13 protein-coding genes and 1 pseudogene are annotated in these 15069 nt (G+C 72.6%); 3 read left to right on the forward strand and 11 right to left on the reverse strand.

Annotation, left to right across the window (positions count from 1 at the left end):
• Positions 1-58: 58 nt before the first annotated feature.
• The 4 genes from ACIRR8_RS14610 to ACIRR8_RS14625 all read right to left on the reverse strand — a co-directional run bounded on the left by ACIRR8_RS14610 (position 59) and on the right by ACIRR8_RS14625 (position 3683).
• Positions 59-691 (reverse strand): lactate utilization protein C, encoded by a 633-nt coding sequence (locus tag ACIRR8_RS14610; RefSeq protein ID WP_404063701.1) that lies wholly within the window; start codon positions 689-691, stop codon positions 59-61.
• Positions 688-2280, reverse strand: a complete 1593-nt coding sequence (locus ACIRR8_RS14615; protein WP_404063704.1) for a lactate utilization protein B — start codon at positions 2278-2280, stop codon at positions 688-690. The genes ACIRR8_RS14610 and ACIRR8_RS14615 overlap by 4 nt, the downstream gene beginning before the upstream one ends.
• Positions 2277-3047: a (Fe-S)-binding protein gene (locus tag ACIRR8_RS14620; protein WP_404063707.1), complete on the reverse strand. Its 771-nt coding sequence runs from the start codon at positions 3045-3047 to the stop codon at positions 2277-2279. Before ACIRR8_RS14620 ends, ACIRR8_RS14615 begins: the two co-directional genes overlap by 4 nt.
• Positions 3048-3341: 294 nt before the next feature.
• On the reverse strand, positions 3342-3683 hold the full coding sequence (locus ACIRR8_RS14625) for a DUF3040 domain-containing protein (protein WP_404063710.1): 342 nt from the start codon (positions 3681-3683) through the stop codon (positions 3342-3344).
• Between the two features lie 374 nt (positions 3684-4057).
• On the opposite strand from ACIRR8_RS14625, the gene ACIRR8_RS14630 reads away from it, so the two are divergent.
• From ACIRR8_RS14630 to ACIRR8_RS14640, 3 genes are all read left to right on the forward strand, one after another.
• Complete coding sequence (locus ACIRR8_RS14630) at positions 4058-5011, forward strand: HAMP domain-containing sensor histidine kinase (RefSeq protein ID WP_404063713.1); 954 nt, start codon at positions 4058-4060, stop codon at positions 5009-5011.
• 2 nt (positions 5012-5013) lie between these two features.
• The gene (locus ACIRR8_RS14635) at positions 5014-5700 is read left to right on the forward strand and encodes a response regulator (protein WP_404064322.1); all 687 of its coding nucleotides are present in this window, start codon (positions 5014-5016) and stop codon (positions 5698-5700) included.
• Between the two features lie 83 nt (positions 5701-5783).
• Entirely contained in the window at positions 5784-6689 is a 906-nt protein-coding gene (locus ACIRR8_RS14640; RefSeq protein WP_404064325.1) for a DUF2510 domain-containing protein, read from the forward strand.
• Between the two features lie 120 nt (positions 6690-6809).
• On the opposite strand, the gene ACIRR8_RS14645 is transcribed toward ACIRR8_RS14640, so the two are convergent.
• The 7 genes and pseudogenes from ACIRR8_RS14645 to ACIRR8_RS14675 form a co-directional block, all read right to left on the reverse strand.
• The gene (locus tag ACIRR8_RS14645) at positions 6810-8870 is read right to left on the reverse strand and encodes a phosphocholine-specific phospholipase C (RefSeq protein ID WP_404063716.1); all 2061 of its coding nucleotides are present in this window, start codon (positions 8868-8870) and stop codon (positions 6810-6812) included.
• Positions 8867-10024: a serine hydrolase domain-containing protein gene (locus ACIRR8_RS14650; protein WP_404064327.1), complete on the reverse strand. Its 1158-nt coding sequence runs from the start codon at positions 10022-10024 to the stop codon at positions 8867-8869. Before ACIRR8_RS14650 ends, ACIRR8_RS14645 begins: the two co-directional genes overlap by 4 nt.
• Before the next feature lie 9 nt (positions 10025-10033).
• Entirely contained in the window at positions 10034-10336 is a 303-nt protein-coding gene (locus ACIRR8_RS14655) for a hypothetical protein (RefSeq protein WP_404063719.1), read from the reverse strand.
• A gap of 337 nt (positions 10337-10673) precedes the next feature.
• Positions 10674-11792 (reverse strand): NADH:flavin oxidoreductase, encoded by a 1119-nt coding sequence (locus ACIRR8_RS14660; RefSeq protein ID WP_404063722.1) that lies wholly within the window; start codon positions 11790-11792, stop codon positions 10674-10676.
• Between the two features lie 241 nt (positions 11793-12033).
• Positions 12034-12492 carry a hypothetical protein gene (locus ACIRR8_RS14665; RefSeq protein ID WP_404063724.1) on the reverse strand — a complete coding sequence of 153 codons (459 nt, stop codon included), beginning with the start codon at positions 12490-12492 and terminating at the stop codon, positions 12034-12036.
• Positions 12489-14426 (reverse strand): hypothetical protein, encoded by a 1938-nt coding sequence (locus ACIRR8_RS14670; RefSeq protein WP_404063727.1) that lies wholly within the window; start codon positions 14424-14426, stop codon positions 12489-12491. The genes ACIRR8_RS14665 and ACIRR8_RS14670 overlap by 4 nt, the downstream gene beginning before the upstream one ends.
• Positions 14423-15046, reverse strand: a pseudogene (locus ACIRR8_RS14675) (vWA domain-containing protein); the annotation flags it as partial. The pseudogene ACIRR8_RS14675 and the gene ACIRR8_RS14670, both read right to left, overlap by 4 nt.
• Between the last annotated feature and the right edge of the window lie 23 nt (positions 15047-15069).

Below are 15069 nucleotides of genomic sequence, written 5' to 3' on the forward strand. Positions count from 1 at the left end.
AGACAGGTTGCGACCACGGCAAGGTGGTGGCCACGGCTGGGCGGCGACCGCGGCCCGGTCACCTGTCGGTACGGATCACCACCACCAGGGTGCGGGGGCCGTGCACGCCCTCCACCCGTTCCAGCTCGATGTCCGAGGTGGCCGAAGGGCCGCTGATCAGCGTGGTCGGCCGCTCGGGCACCAGCCGGGCCACCGCCTCGGGCACTCCGGCCTCGACGGAGGAGAGGTCGACGACGCAGAGGTGCAGATCGGGGACGAGGGACAGCGCTCGGCGGCCCTGGTCGGGCGAGCCGTCCAGGAAGATCGTGCCGGTCTCGGCGCAGCCGGCGGCGGATGCGGTCACCACCGCGTGCAGGGAGTCCAGTCGAGGTGCGGGGATGTCCGCCGCGTCCTGGCCCACCTCGCCGTCGTACGCGTCGAGCCAGCGCGGATCCAGCCCGGCCGGCACACCGATCCGGCGGGCGCCGTGGTCGCGCAGCACATCGGCGACGAGCTGCGCCGTACGGTCGGCGGTGCAGCGGTGGACCTCGGCCTTGTAGTCGCGGAGCCGGTCGCTGAAGAGGGCTAGGCGTTCGGCGTCGGGCAGGACCCGGCCGGTGCGGTAGGCGCGCGGTACGACGGTGGCGGGCGCCGGAGCCAGGGCCATGGCGTCACGGACCCGGCCGAGCACGGTGTCGCGGGCCGTGGTCATGTCGTCCCGTCCCCTCGGTGGCCCGGATCGCGTTCGCCCTCGTCCCGGTCCCGTTCTCGTTCCACCCGGTCCCGGCCCTGGCCGTGTTCTGCGGCGGCGGACCGGAGCGCGGCCCTGCCTTCGTCCGAGGCGAACCAGGCGCGGAAGGTCTGCCGGGGCGGGGCCGCGATGTCGCGGTTGTCGCTCCAGCCGCTGAACGGTGGGGGCAGCCGGGAGATCGTCCCGTCGCGTCCGGCGACCGCGCGGCCGAGGCCGGCCGCCTTCTGCGCACCCGTGTACAGCGCGGGCCGCTTCATCACGGCGGCGGCCGCCTTCATCGCCAGTTTCTCCGGCGTGGTGCCGGTCTGTTCGGTGTGCTGGTGACGCAGCTCCACCAGCAGGGAGGGAATGTCGATCTTCACCGGGCAGGCGTCGAAACAGGCTCCGCAGAGGCTGGAGGCATAGGGCAGCGAGCTGTTGGGGTCGTCGGCGGCCGCATGCATCCCGGCGAGCTGCGGGGTGAGGACGGCACCGATCGGACCGGGATAGGTCGAACCGTAGGCGTGGCCGCCGGTCCGTTCGTAGACCGGACAGACGTTGAGGCAGGCCGAGCAACGGATGCAGTTGAGCGCCGCGCGTCCGATCGCGTCGGCGAGCGCGGCCGTACGCCCGTTGTCGAGCAGCACCAGATGGAAGTTCTGCGGGCCGTCGCCGGGGGTCACTCCGGTCCACAACGAGGTGTAAGGGTTCATGCGTTCACCAGTTGAGGAACGCGGCAGCAGTTGGAGGAAGACCTCCAGGTCCTGGTAGCGCGGCAGCACCTTCTCGATGCCCATCACGGTGATCAGCGTGTCGGGGAGGGTGAGGCACATGCGGCCGTTGCCCTCGGACTCGACGACGGAGAGGGTGCCGGTCTCTGCGACGCCGAAGTTGGCACCGGAGACGGCGACCTTCGTCGTCATGAACTTCTCGCGCAGATAGGCGCGTGCGGCCGCCGCGAGGTGGGCCGGGACGTTGTCCAGTTCCGGGTCGACGCCGGGGATGCGGTCGAGGAAGATCTGCCGGATCTCGTCCCGGTTGCGGTGGATCGCGGGCACCAGGATGTGGGAGGGCTTGTCGTGGGCGAGCTGCACGATGAGTTCGGCGAGGTCGGTCTCGTACGGAGTGATGCCGACCGACTCCAGGTGCTCGTTGAGCCCGATCTCCTGGGTGGCCATCGACTTGACCTTGATGACCTCGTCGCTGCCGGTGGCCTTCACCAGCCGGGCGACGATCTCGTTGGCCTCGGCGCCGTCGCGGGCCCAGTGGACGGTGCCGCCGTGCTCGGTGACCTCGCGTTCCAGCTGTTCCAGGAGTTCCGGCAGCCGGTTCATCGCGTCGGTCTTGATGGCGGACCCGGCCTCGCGCAGGGCCTCCCAGTCGGGGAGCTCACCGGTGACGCTCAGCCGTTTGGCGCGGATGGTGGTGGTGGCCTTGGCGAGATTGCGGCGCAGTTGCCCGTTGCCCAGCTCCTGGTGGGCGGCGCGGGGGAAGGGCTCGTCGCCGCGCAGGTTGCCGGTGCCGTACGGAGCGTGGGGCGGCCGGGCGGGCATGCCGAGGAAGGTGCTCATACGGCGGCGGCCTCCGTCAGGACGTCGGGGGTGGCGCGGGTGGCGGCGAGGATCCGGGCGAGGTGGAGGGTGCGGGTGCCGGAGCGGGTACGGGAGAGGCCGCCGCCGATGTGCATCAGGCAGGAGGAGTCGCCCGCGGTGCAGACCTCGGCCCCGGTGGCGGCGATGCCGGCCAGCTTGTCGTGGAGCATCGCGGTGGAGGTCTCGGCGTTCTTCAGCGCGAAGGTCCCGCCGAACCCGCAGCAGGAGTCGGCGCCGGGCAGCTCGACGAGGTCGATGGAGTCCACGGCACGCAGCAGCCGGAGCGGTCTGTCGCCGACGCGCAGCATCCGCAGTGAGTGGCAGGTCGGGTGGTACGTCACCCGGTGCGGGAAGTAGGCGCCGACGCCCGTCACACCGAGCACGTCCACGAGGAGTTCGGAGAGCTCGTACGTCTTCGCCGCGACGGTCGCGACCCCGGCCCGAAGCCCGGCATCCCCGTAGCGGTCCGCGACGATCGCGTGCTGGTGGCGGACCGATCCGGCACACGAGCCGGACGGCACGACCACCGCGTCGATGGAGGCGTCACCGAACTGCTCGGCGAAGTTCCGGACCAGTGGCACGGGTTCGCGCTGGTAGCCGGTGTTGATGTGCATCTGTCCGCAGCACGTCTGCTCCGGCGGGAACACCACCTCATGGCCCAGGCGCGCGAGCAGGACGGCGGTGGAGCGCACCGCGTCGGGGAAGAGCGTGTCGCCCAGGCAGGTGGCGAAGAGTCCGATGCGCATGGGGCCTCCACCGTCGGGTTCTCGGTTCACGGCTGACAGTTCGCTACGAGGTTTCCATGGTCGGACCATACGTGGCTCAGCCCAAGCACGGGCTCAGCGCACGCCAGGAACGGGCCGGATCAGCGGCCGCACCGGTTACCCGCTCCGAGCGCACCCCGCGCACAACGCGTACGGCGCGCATATGAAGGCGGTACACGGGCGACAGCGCACGAAGGCCCCGACCGGTTCGGCGGTCGGGGCCTTCGTCGGCCCGTGCGGCGGGGCCGGCGGATGCGGCGGTGCGGGCGCCGCGTGTCAGGGGGTTCGCGGGTTTCCGGGGGCGTCCGGGTTTTCGCGGGTGCCGGGGTTCTGGAGGGTGCCGGGGATGTCCTTGCCGTGCCGGCGACCGCGCTGCGGGTCGAAGAGGTGGGCGGCCGCTCCCGACACCACCAGACCCGTGGCGATCAGCAGGCCGTGGCCGATGGCGATCCCCATGCCCAGGGCGGTGAGCCCGAAGGCCATCGCCAGCCAGGCGTTGCGGCGGCGGTACTCACGGGGGCTGCGCGGGGTGCCGTCGGCCATCGCCGCCGCGAAACCGGGGTCGTCGCGATGCAGCTGCTCCTCCAGGGCGCGCAGCTGTTCGTCGTACGTGGGCATGGTGTCTCCCTCCCGGTACGGAGACCTCTCGGTCCCTGCGGCGCCGGCCCCGTGATGCGGCACAGGCAGGGCCCCCCGGGCCCTGATTTCATGATCGGCGGGAGCGTCCGGGAGGACCATCGGGGGCAGCACCCATATCGAGGGGTGTGCACCATGCAGATGCGCGGTGAGCCGCGCGCCCTCCCATCGGCGCAGGTGGGGCATCGGGGCGACAGCGTGTTTCTCGCGCGCAGCGACGATAGTGGAGGCTGTCGAGGCCCACGTCAACGCCGACCGAGGCCCGACACCAACCAGGTGCTCGACCACAACCCGACGCTCCTTGAACCCTCGCCACCGCCCGCAACCGCTCGACGTCCGATGGAGGCCGTGCTCCCTTGTCCCTGTTCTGGCGGATCTTTCTGCTCAACGCCGCTGTGCTGGTCGCCGCGGGTGCCCTGCTGCTGCTCGGCCCGATCACCATCTCCACGCCGGTCCTGCTCACCGAGGCGGTGATCCTGACCGGCGGGATCGCCTTCATGCTGGCCGCCAACGCGGCCCTGCTCCGGCTCGGCCTCTTTCCTCTCCAGCGGGTCACCCGGGCGATGACGACGACCGACCTGCTGCGCCCGAGCCCGCGCCCGGAGGTGGCCGGGCACGGCGAGATCGCCGCCCTGATCGAGACGTTCAACACGATGCTCGACCGGCTGGAGGCCGAACGCGCCACCAGCAGCGCCCGCGCGCTCTCCGCCCAGGAGGCCGAACGCCGCCGGGTGGCGCAGGAGCTCCACGACGAGGTCGGGCAGACGCTCACCGCCGTTCTCCTCGAACTGAAGCGCGTCGCCGACCACGCCCCAGAGCCGCTCCGCGGCGAGCTGCGGCAGGTCCAGGAGATCACCCGGGGCTCCCTGGACGAGATCCGCCGGATCGCGCGCCGGCTGCGTCCCGGAGTGCTGGAGGAGCTGGGTCTGGTCAGCGCGCTGACGGCTCTGATCACCGAGACGCCGACGCCCGACGGCCTGACGATCAGCCGGCAGACGGGCAAGGACCTGCCGGAACTGGACGCCGAGGCCGAGCTGGTCATCTACCGGATCGCGCAGGAGGCGCTCACCAACACGGTCCGTCACGCCGGTGCCTCCCGGCTCGCACTCTCCCTGCTCCGCAGCCCCTGCGGCGTGGAGCTGCGCATCCGCGACGACGGCCGGGGCCTCGGGGACACGCCCGAGGGGGCTGGACTGCGCGGGATGCGCGAGCGCGCCCTGCTGATCGGCGCCGAACTGTTCCTCGGCCCGGGGCCGGAGGGCGGTACCGAAGTACGTCTCGATGTGCCCGTCCGGAACGAAAGCCGGTGACCATGCCTCTCTCCACCCCGTCCCCCTCCCGGGGACCCGCAGCGCCGACGCGGATCCTGCTGGCGGACGACCACGCGTTGGTACGCCGAGGGGTCCGGCTGATCCTCGACGGCGAGCCGGACCTGACGGTCGTGGCCGAGGCGGGCGACGGCGCCGAGGCCATCGAGATGGCACGCGCCGAGCGGCCGGATCTGGCCATCCTGGACATCGCGATGCCCCGGCTGACGGGATTGCAGGCGGCGCGTGAGCTCTCCCGCGTCCTGCCGGGCCTGCGCATCCTGATGCTGACGATGTACGACAACGAGCAGTACTTCTTCGAGGCGTTGAAGGCCGGGGCGGCCGGGTACGTCCTCAAGTCGGTCGCCGACCGGGATCTGGTGGAGGCCTGCCGGGCGGCGATGCGCGACGAGCCGTTCCTCTATCCGGGCGCGGTCACGGCGCTCATCCGGAACTTCCTCGACCGGGCCAAGGACGGCGAGGACCTCCCGGCGCGGGCGATCACCGAGCGCGAGGAGGAGATCCTCAAGCTCGTGGCCGAGGGGCACTCCTCCAAGGAGATCGCCGAGTTGCTGGTCATCAGCGTCAAGACCGTGGAGCGGCACCGCGCCAACCTGCTCCACAAGCTCGGGCTGCGCGACCGTCTGGAGCTCACCCGGTACGCGATCCGCGCGGGCCTGATCGAGCCGTGACGGCGGGATGCGCACACGCCGTCGCCTCGCGGTCGGTTCATACGATTCTCACCCGGCCCGCATAAGGTGCACCCGTGACCCAGATGACCCCGCCCGGCTGGCATCCAGATCCCGGGTATTCAGGTAAAGGCCCCGACCAGGAACGCTGGTGGGACGGAGCTCAGTGGACGGGCCACGTCCGCCCGTCACCGGCCGCGGTCCGTCGCCGGGGGATCCGTATCGGCGTCGGCATGACCGTCGGTGCGGTGGTGCTCGCCGCGATCGGGGGCGGGATGTACCTGCTGCGCGAGGACGGCGGCCGGCCGGGCATCGCGGTCGCCTCACCGTCCGGGACCCCGTCCGCCCCGGAGGAATCGGGCGCGCCCGACGACGGAGGCAAGGGCGGCGGCGACGGTGGCGGCGAGGAGGACGGTGGCGCCCAAGGCCCCGGCGAGCAGCTCCCGCCGACCGAGCCGGGCTATGCGACGGACCTGGCGGCGGGGATCAGCCTGCCGGTGCCCAAGGGGTGGAAGGGCAGGTCCGCTCCGGTCGGCGCCGGCCTGACGACGGGTGAGCACACCTGCCCGGGCGGGACCGCGGAGACGTGTGTACGCGGAGGAGTGTCCTCGGCCCCCGCCGCGGCCCTGAAGCTCACGGCCGGGACACCGGAGGAGGCGGCCAAGAAGGACATCGCCGTCAACGCCGAGCAGTCGTACGGCGGCGAGTCCTACGGCAGGATCACCTCGCACGAGGAGATCAAGTCCGCGGCGGTCACCGTGGCGGGCCAGAAGGGGTACGCGGTGCGCTGGAAGGTGGTGACGGAGAAGGGCGACGACGGTTACGTGGAGTCGCTGGTCTTCCCCTCCCCCGCCTCCAAGGACATGCTCGTGGTGGTCCGGTCGGGCTTCGACATCAACAAGGACGCTCCGAAGCTGTCCGTCCTGGACGAGATCGTCAAGGGCATCAAGGCGGCGTCGGGCGCGGGAGCGGGCAACGGCGGAGCCGCCTGAGCGGATCCGTCCACCGGAGCGCCGGGCGGGACAACATGGTCCCGCCCGGCCCCCCGTACATCGGTCAGCAGACCTCCACCGGGCTCACCCGCACGCGGGCGCGCGGTCTGCGTGCGCACATCACCCGGTGACGGTCGCCGGGTCGCTGACTCCCACGGCCCCCGTCTCCACGTGGCCCGCGAACCTCCGCAGGAATCCCGGCTCCCCGTCGAGGGCCACGGACACGTCGTACCAGCGCTTGCCGGCCCGCAGGTCCACCGTGCGCGAGACCGAGGCTCCGGGCCGTACGGTGACGGTCTGTTCCGCTCCTCCGTAGGCGTTGGTGATCGTCAGTACGGCGTCCGTGGCCCCGGAGTTGGTGACCGTGAGATCCAGGTTGCCGCTGGTGCCGTTGTGGCGGGCGGTGGCCTCGGGCCCGGCGGTGGCGCCCGGGCTCCGGAACGTACGCAGAAAGCCGTTCGGGCCGTGCACCGTGAGGTCGTGGCTGCCGCCGGAGTAGGCGGAGTTCCAGCGGTCGGTCAGGGTCAGGCCCGCGCCCGCGGTGTACGTCCAGGGGGCGTCGGTGCGGTTGGCGGAGGTGACGTAGAACTGCGCGCCGGCCGCCGTGCCCGGGCTGAACGTGAGCGCGATCTTCCCGCTGTCCGGTTCCACGGCCGCGTCGACGTACGGCTCGTACGGGAGCGGCCTGGTCGGCCGGCTGCCAGGTTCCTGGGCGGGCATGGCACCGACGGTCGGCGGGGTGGGCCGGTAGTCGGGGTGGCGCTCGCGGTCCGGGGGCTCGTACGCGGAGGTGTCGGGCAGGTCGCCGGGGGCGGGTTGGGTGCGGCCGAAGTCGAAGGCGGAGGTGAGGTCGCCGCAGATCGCCCGCCGCCAAGGCGAGATGTTCGGCTCGTGCACGCCGAAGCGCTGCTCCATGAACCGCAGGACGGAGGTGTGGTCGAAGACCTCGGAGCAGACGTAGCCGCCGGTGCTCCAGGGCGAGACGACGAGCATCGGGACGCGCGGGCCGAGGCCGTAGGGGCCGGCGCCGTACGAGGGGCCGCCCGGGTAGATCTCCGTGGTGGTGTCGGCCGTGGAGAGGCCCTGGTTCGCGGAGGACGGCGGGTAGGGCGGGACGACGTGGTCGAAGAAGCCGTCGTTCTCGTCGTACGTGATGAACAGGGCGGTACGGCTCCACACCTCGGGGGCGGAGGTGAGGGCGTCGAGCAGGCCCGCGATGTACCAGGCGCCGTAGTTGGACGGGAAGTTGGAGTGCTCGGTGAAGGCCTCGGGGGCGGCGACCCAGGAGATCTGCGGCAGCTTCCCGGACTGTACGTCGGCGGCGATCGCGTCGAAGTAGCCGCCGCCGGCGGACACGTCGGTGCCGGTGCGCGCCTTGTCGTACAGCGGGTCGCCGGGCTGGGCGTTGCGGTACTTGTCGAAGTAGAGCAGCGAGTTGTCGCCGTAGTTGCCCCGGTAGGCGTCGTTGATCCAGCCCCAGTGGCCGGCCGCGTCCAGGCCGTCGCCGATGTCCTGGTAGATCTTCCAGGAGACCCCGGCCTCCTCCAGCCGCTCGGGGTACGTCCGCCAGCCGTATCCCCGCTCCTCGTTGCCGAGCACGGGTCCGCCGCCCGAGCCGTCGTTGCCGGTGTAACCGGACCAGAGGTAGTAGCGGTTGGGGTCGGTCGCCCCGATGAAGGAGCAGTGGTAGGCGTCGCAGACGGTGAAGCGGTCGGCGAGCGCGTAGTGGAAGGGGATGTCCTCGCGGGTGAGGTAGGCCATGGTGGTGGGGGTCTTGGCCGGCACCCACCGGTCGTAACGGCCACCGTTGTACGCGCGCTGGCCGCCGGGCCAGTCGTGGTTGAGGCCCTGGAGGAACTGCATCCCGAGGTCGTCGGCGGTCGGGTGGAACGGGAGCGTCACCTTGCCCGCCGCGTCCGCCTGGTGCCAGACGGACTTTCCGCTCGGCAGGGTCACGGGCCGCGGGTCACCGAAGCCGCGGACGCCTTTCATCGCTCCGAAGTAGTGGTCGAAGGAACGGTTCTCCTGCATCAGGACGACGATGTGCTCGACATCCTGGATCGTCCCGCCGGCCCGGTGGGCGGGGATGGCGGCAGCCCGCTCGATGCTGCCCGACAGGGCGGAGAATCCGGCGGTCGCACCGGCTATCTGGAGAAACCGGCGCCGATTCATCTCAGTCATGCGTGGGGGCCTCTTGGAGTGGGGGAACAGAAGCGAACAGAATGCTCCAAGAGAACCGAACAGAAGGGAAGGGGCCGTGACGGGCCGGTAAATGCGGGAGGTACGGCCCGCCAAGTGGGAGCTCGGCCCGCCGGGGACGAGTGGGCCCGGGACCGGCACCGGTCGCGCGCCCCGGTGCGGGCGGTGCCGGCAGCGCCGCGTGTACCTCGGTACAGCGGCGGCGAGAGGTGCCGGGAAGGCGGCATCTGGCGGTGGCACGTCAGTCGCGGGACTCGCAGGGCCGTGTCCAGCACCTTCATCATCTGTGCGGACGGGACGTTGGTCACCAGGTGGGCGTTGGTCACGACGGAGGCATGGCGGCCGTCCTTCGTGACGAGTGTCTGGGTGAAGTAGCCCGGTACGGCACCGTTGTGACCCCAGGCCTTGCCGCCGCAGGACAGGGCGTAGGCGGTGATGCCGAGCCCGTACTCGACTCCCGGCGCTCCGGGCTCGACCGTCCGCTCCAGCTCGGCCAGGGATGCGGGCGTGAGCACCTCACCGCCGAGCAGAGCCCGGTAGAAGGCGGTGAGGTCCTTCAGGGTGGAGATGACGGCGCCGGAGGCGTAGAAGTTGCTGGGCTCGTAGACCGTTCCGTCGAGCCAGAGGAAGAAGCCGCCGATCCGGGCGCCTCGGTACCCGCGCACGGCAGGTTCGGGGACGGCTCGGTCTCCGGCCGCCGGGAAGATGGTCCGGGTCAGGCCGAGGGGCTCGATGACCCCGGTCGTGATCGCCTCGTACACCGGCAGCCCGGTCACCTTCTCGATGAGCAGGCCGAGGATCTCGTAGTTGGTGTTGGAGTAGTGGAACGCAACACCCGGAGCCGCGGCCGGGGCGAAGCGGAGCCCGTCCTTCACCAGGGCGGCCAGCGTGTACGTGCCGTCCGGACCGGCCTGCGGGAGGGGCAGGCCGTTGGCCGGGATCCCGCTGGTGTGCTGGAGGAGGTGGCGCACGGTGATGGCGGTGTCGTCGTACCCGTTGCCGGTGACCACGCCGGGCAGCAGGCCTCCGATCGGCTCGTCCAGTGAGAGGGCGCCCTTCTCGACCAGCCTCAGGACCGCGACGGCGACGAAGGTCTTGGTCTGGCTCCCGGCCCGGAAGTGCTCGTCCGGCTGGATCGGCCGGTTCTAGTTGACGGTGCCCGTGCCGGTGGAGAGGGTCCAGGACGTGGCTCCGTCCCCCGCGTGGACGCCGGCGCCGGGGCCCGCGTTCGCCTGGAGCGCCTTGAGAGCCGCCAGGGTCCGGGCGTGGTCCTCGGCCGCCTGCGCGTGTTGGTCGCGGATGCCGACCGCCTGCGCGTGTTGGTCGTGGCTGCCGGCCGTCTGCGCGTGTGCGGTCGTCGGGAGGGCCAGCAGCGCGGAGGCCAGGCCGAGGGTGAGCGACAGGCGTAACGTCTTCACCTTCACGGCAGGTGCTCCTTGCTCGTTCATCGCGCCCTCCTGGGCCGTACCGGTTGAGTAGCGAGGAAGCAGGGCGCTTGCCGGCTTCCGGGCAGGGCGGACCACCGCACGCCGATAGCCATGCACCTGCCACATCAAGGGAGCCGGGGCGCCCCCGCAGGCCCGAGTATGAACCGGACGAGACGGCCCATGGATCGGGCTTCTGGAAACGCGCTCCGATAAACATCGCATTCGGCCACGTACGCGACGACACTCGCCGGAACGCGAACCGAGCCCCCTCGGGGGCGGACGGCGCGAGGGCCGAATCCGGGAGGGCTCGGCGCGGGAGCCCTCCCCTGTTCAGCCCTCCGGGCCCGCGACTCCCCCGTCAGCGCAGCGTCTTCAGCATCTCCGCGCCGAACGGCGTGATGTCCCCGGTCCGTCCGCGCAGGGTCTTGGCCGCCCACTCCGGGTCGGCGATCAGTGCGCGGCCGACCGCCACCATGTCGAACTCGTCGCGCTCCATCCGGTCCAGCAGCCGGCCGATGCCGGTGACGCCGGAGTCGTTGCCCGCGAAGGCGTTGAAGAAGTCGCCGTCCAGGCCGACCGAGCCGACCGTGACCGTCGGCCTGCCGCTGATCTTCCTCACCCAGCCGGCCAGGTTCAGGTCGGAGTCATCGAACTCCGGGAGCCAGTAGCGGCGGGTGGAGGCGTGGAAGACGTCGACCCCGGCTTCGGCCAACGGTGTGAGCAGGGAGTCGAGTTCGGCGGGGGTCCGGGCGAGTTTGGCCTCGTAGGCGGTCATCTTCCACTGCGACATGCGGAAGAAGAGCGGGAAGGCGTCGGAGACCGCGGCCCGGCACGCCGCGACGATCTCGGCCGCGAACCGCGTACGGGCGACGAGGTCGCCACCGTAGGCGTCGGTACGGCGGTTGCTGCCGGCCCAGAGGAACTGGTCGATCAAGTAGCCGTGCGCGCCGTGGAGTTCGACACCGTCGAAGCCGAGGCGCTCGGCGGCGGCCGCAGCGTCGGCGAAGGCGGCGATGACGTCGTCGAGGTCCTTCTGCGTCATGGCGCGTCCCTTGGGCTCGCCGGTGAGGGAGAAGCCAGAGGGACCCACCGGTTCGGCGTCCGCCACCGGGGGCGCGCCCTCGGTGCGGGTGACGCCCACGTGCCACAGCTGCGGGATGATGGCGCCGCCCGCTCCGTGTACGGAGTCCACGACCTCGGCCCAGCCCGCGAACGCGTCCTCGCCATGGAAGCGCGGGACGCGGTCACTGGTCCCGGCGGAGTCGTGGTCGACGTAGGTGCCCTCGGTGATGATCAGCCCCACGCCCCCGGCGGCCCGGCGGGCGTAGTAGTCCGCCACGTCCCGGCCGGGGACGCCCTCGGGCGAGAACTGCCTGGTCATGGGCGCCATGGCGATGCGGTTACGGGAGGTGAGTCCGCGGACCGAGAAGGGTCGCGAGAGGGTCGCGGCCGCACGGTCGGTGTCGAGGTCGGTCACATCATGTCCTGTTCATCTGCTTCACGGGTCTGCTGGATCGGTCGGCTCCACCAGCTTCATCGAGGTGCGGAGTGACACCCCACCTCGCCAACATCCGGGTGCACCGAAGGCATCCCGGCCGCGGACCGATGTGGTCCAGGTCTCGGCCCCGATGCGGTCCAGGTCCCGGCACCGGGTGCCCGGCGTCGGTGGTGCGGGGCCATCGCCCTCCAGCGGGCTGTACGGCCCTTGGGCGCGCCGGTCACGCCCGCTCGCACCCGGCCTGGTCGGCGACGGCGTCGGTCAGGTCGGTCAGCAGGTCCGCGTCCGGTCGGAGGCCGGTGCGGCCGGGCCTCTCCTTCTGTCCGAAGAAGTGCCCGACCTGGACCAGGGTCGGCGTGCCCGCGCAGGTCAGCAGGGCGGACCGGTCCTCGTTGTCGGCGCGGTGCCGCTCGACCAGGGGCGGTTCCTGGGTGACGGTGAAGTGGACGAGGCCGTCGCTGTCATCGTCACCGGCCCCGATGGCGCAGCTCCACCGACGGAAGTCACCCTCGGTCGCAGACTGGGTGAACCCGGCGACGGCCGATGGCTTCAGCGGGGCGGACTCGTCAGCGGGGCGGACTCGTCGCCCCCGCGCAGGGACACCCGCGTACGAAGATCCTCGCCGGTACGGCGGCCGCCGCGCTCCTCGTGGGCGGCGGCGCGCTCGCCCTGTGCTCATCGGCGGCTTTCGGCGGGGCGGGGGGCGGTGGCTTCCGTAGCGGTGCCGGTGTGAGCGGCCGGGCCAGGTTCCCAGGCCGCCGCGCACAGCGACTCCGTGACGGCGGCCGTGTAGCGGGCGGCGGCGAGCCAGTGGGCGGCGAAGCCGTCGGTGTCGGCGGGGAGGAGGCGGCCGAAGAGGTCGCGTTCGCGTCGGGCCGCCGAGGCGCGGAGGGCGGTGAGCAGCCCGGCGGCCGTGGGCAGGCCCGCGCGGCGCAGGCGGCGGGCCTCGGCGGTGACGTCGCCGAGCATGCCGAGGGCGGCCCGGCCTGCCGGGACGGTCTGTTCGACGCGGCGCTCCAGGAGGTGGAGGGGCGACTCCGTACCGGGGCCGCCGGGCGGAGCCGGGGCGGCGTGCACGGGGGCGCCAGGGTCGGGGAGGTCGGCGCGGCTCAGGCGGTCGAAGCCCAGGTCCACCGTGGACTCCCCGGTGGGGTGCGAGCAGGCGAGCAAGGAGAGCCGGGGGTGCGGCGCGGGCACCAGGCGGCCGATGATCCGGAGCCGCGTCCCCGGTGCCGTGGCCAGAAGCATCAGGTTGTCGCGGTGGGCCAGTGCGGGGTCGTCGTCGGCGACGGTGAGACGGACGAGGGCGCCGCCGTCGACGCACCGCGCGAGCAGACACGTACCGGCCGGCTCCCTCACCGCGCCCAGGAGTTCGACGTGAAGGAAGAGCAGGTCGTTGCCACCGCTGTCCGGTTCCGCGTAGCGGGAGACGGACCGCAGGGCGCGGGCGGCCTGTTCGGCCGGCGGTGGCTCCCACAGAGGGGCGAGGGGCGGTTCCGTCCAGGCCGCGCCCCGGGCGGTGACGGCCTTGACGCCCTTCCCTGCGCCCAGTCTGCCGTCCGGCGAGACGGTCGCCCCGGAGACCGCGAGGCCGGCTCGGCCCAGCTCGCGGTGGGTGAGGGCGGTGTCCCCGAGGCGCACGGTGCGGTCGGCCACGCCCCGGGCGCGCCCCGCCCCGCCCGGTGCGACGTCGCCGACGGTGCAGAGCCGGCCGTCGGGCGTGGCGACCCAGGTGCGGGCGCCGCCGTGGCCCGAGTCGGTGACCACGGGTTCGGTGAACAGACCGTACAGGCGCAGGGAGCCGTCCGGGCTGTACGGGCGGCGGGCCCGGCCCCGTACAGCTGCCAGCTCCGCACCGGAGGCCGTCCCCACGCGGTGTGCGGTGCCCAGGAGTTCGGCGAGGGCGGTGACGAGGTCGGCGGTGCGGTAGGAGGGGTCCCCGGCGCGGGCCGCGCGCAGCAGGGTGACGACGGACAGGGCGGCGGAGGCGCCGCGCGGCAGTTGCCGGAGCCGGGCGGTGTGCGCGGCGCGCAGCAGTGCCGCCTGGGCTACGGCACCGGCCCCGTCCACACCCGCCTCCAGCACGGCGGCACCCACCGACCAGAGGGCGGTGGCCGCCTCGCGCTGAGCGGGGGTTGCCTCGTCGGGGGCGGGGGCGGGGGCAGGGGTGGCGGCGGTGGCGCTTCCTTGGTCGGGGGTGGTCGCCGGGGCCGTGCCGCCGGGGGGCAGGTCGGAGTCGGAGGGCAGGGTGGATCCTGGGGCCGCCGGGGGCGGTTGTACGGTCGGGGCGGGGGCGGTACCGGGGGCGGGGTCGAGGACCGGGTCGGCCGCTGGGGCCGCGCAGGCGGCGGCCGCGCGGTGGACGCAGGCCGGGGCGAGGAGGCAGCCGCAGGTGATGGCGTCGACCGTGGCCACCACGCCGCCCGGGGCGTGGAGGCGCAGTTCGGTGTCGTCGTCGACCGCGATCGTCACCGTGTCTCCGTCGCGGTGCGTCGGGCGGGTGGAGAGCTTGGTGACCGCCGCGTCCAGCCGCTTGCGCAGCCGGGGCGAGAGGTCCTCGACCAGCGTGGCCGTGACCTCCGGCGCGACGGGTGGCAACTGGGCGGCGGTCATGCGGTCTTCTCCCCTATCCAGCGGGCGAGTTCGAGTGGGCTGAGGGCCGCCACGGGCATGCCGGCGGCCACGAGCTGCCCGGCGACACCCGTCGAGTAGCGGGGTCGGCCGGCGTCGTCGAGGCTGGCGCACCCCAGTACCTGGCAGCCGGTGGCGACCAGGGCCCGCACCTCGGAGAGCAGTCCGCCGAGCGGAGCGCCCTCCTCGAAGTCGCTGATGACGACGACGAGGGTGCGGCTGGGCACGGTGATCAGGCTGCGCGCGTGCCGTAGCCCGGCGGCGATGTGCGTGCCGCCGCCCACGCTCACCTCCAGCAGGAGGGAGAGAGGGTCGTGCACATGGCCGGTGAGGTCGACGACCTCCGTGGAGAAGGCCAGGAAGTGGGTGCTCAGGGTCGGCACCCCGGCCAGCACGGAAGCGGTCAGCGCGGACCAGATCGTCGACGCCTCCATGGACCCGGAGACGTCCGTGACCAGGATCAGGCGCCAGTCGGCCGACCGGCGGGCACGGCTGCGGAACACCGGCTTCTCGGGGACGATCCGGACCGTGCCGTCCGCCGTACGGCGGGCGGTGGCCAGATTGGCGCGCAGCGTACGCGGCAGATCCAGTCGTCCGCCCGGGCGGCGGGTGGGCCTGGCCAGCA

The sequence above is a fragment of the Streptomyces sp. NPDC101178 genome (genome assembly GCF_044767965.1).
Taxonomy (GTDB): Bacteria; Actinomycetota; Actinomycetes; order Streptomycetales; family Streptomycetaceae; genus Streptomyces.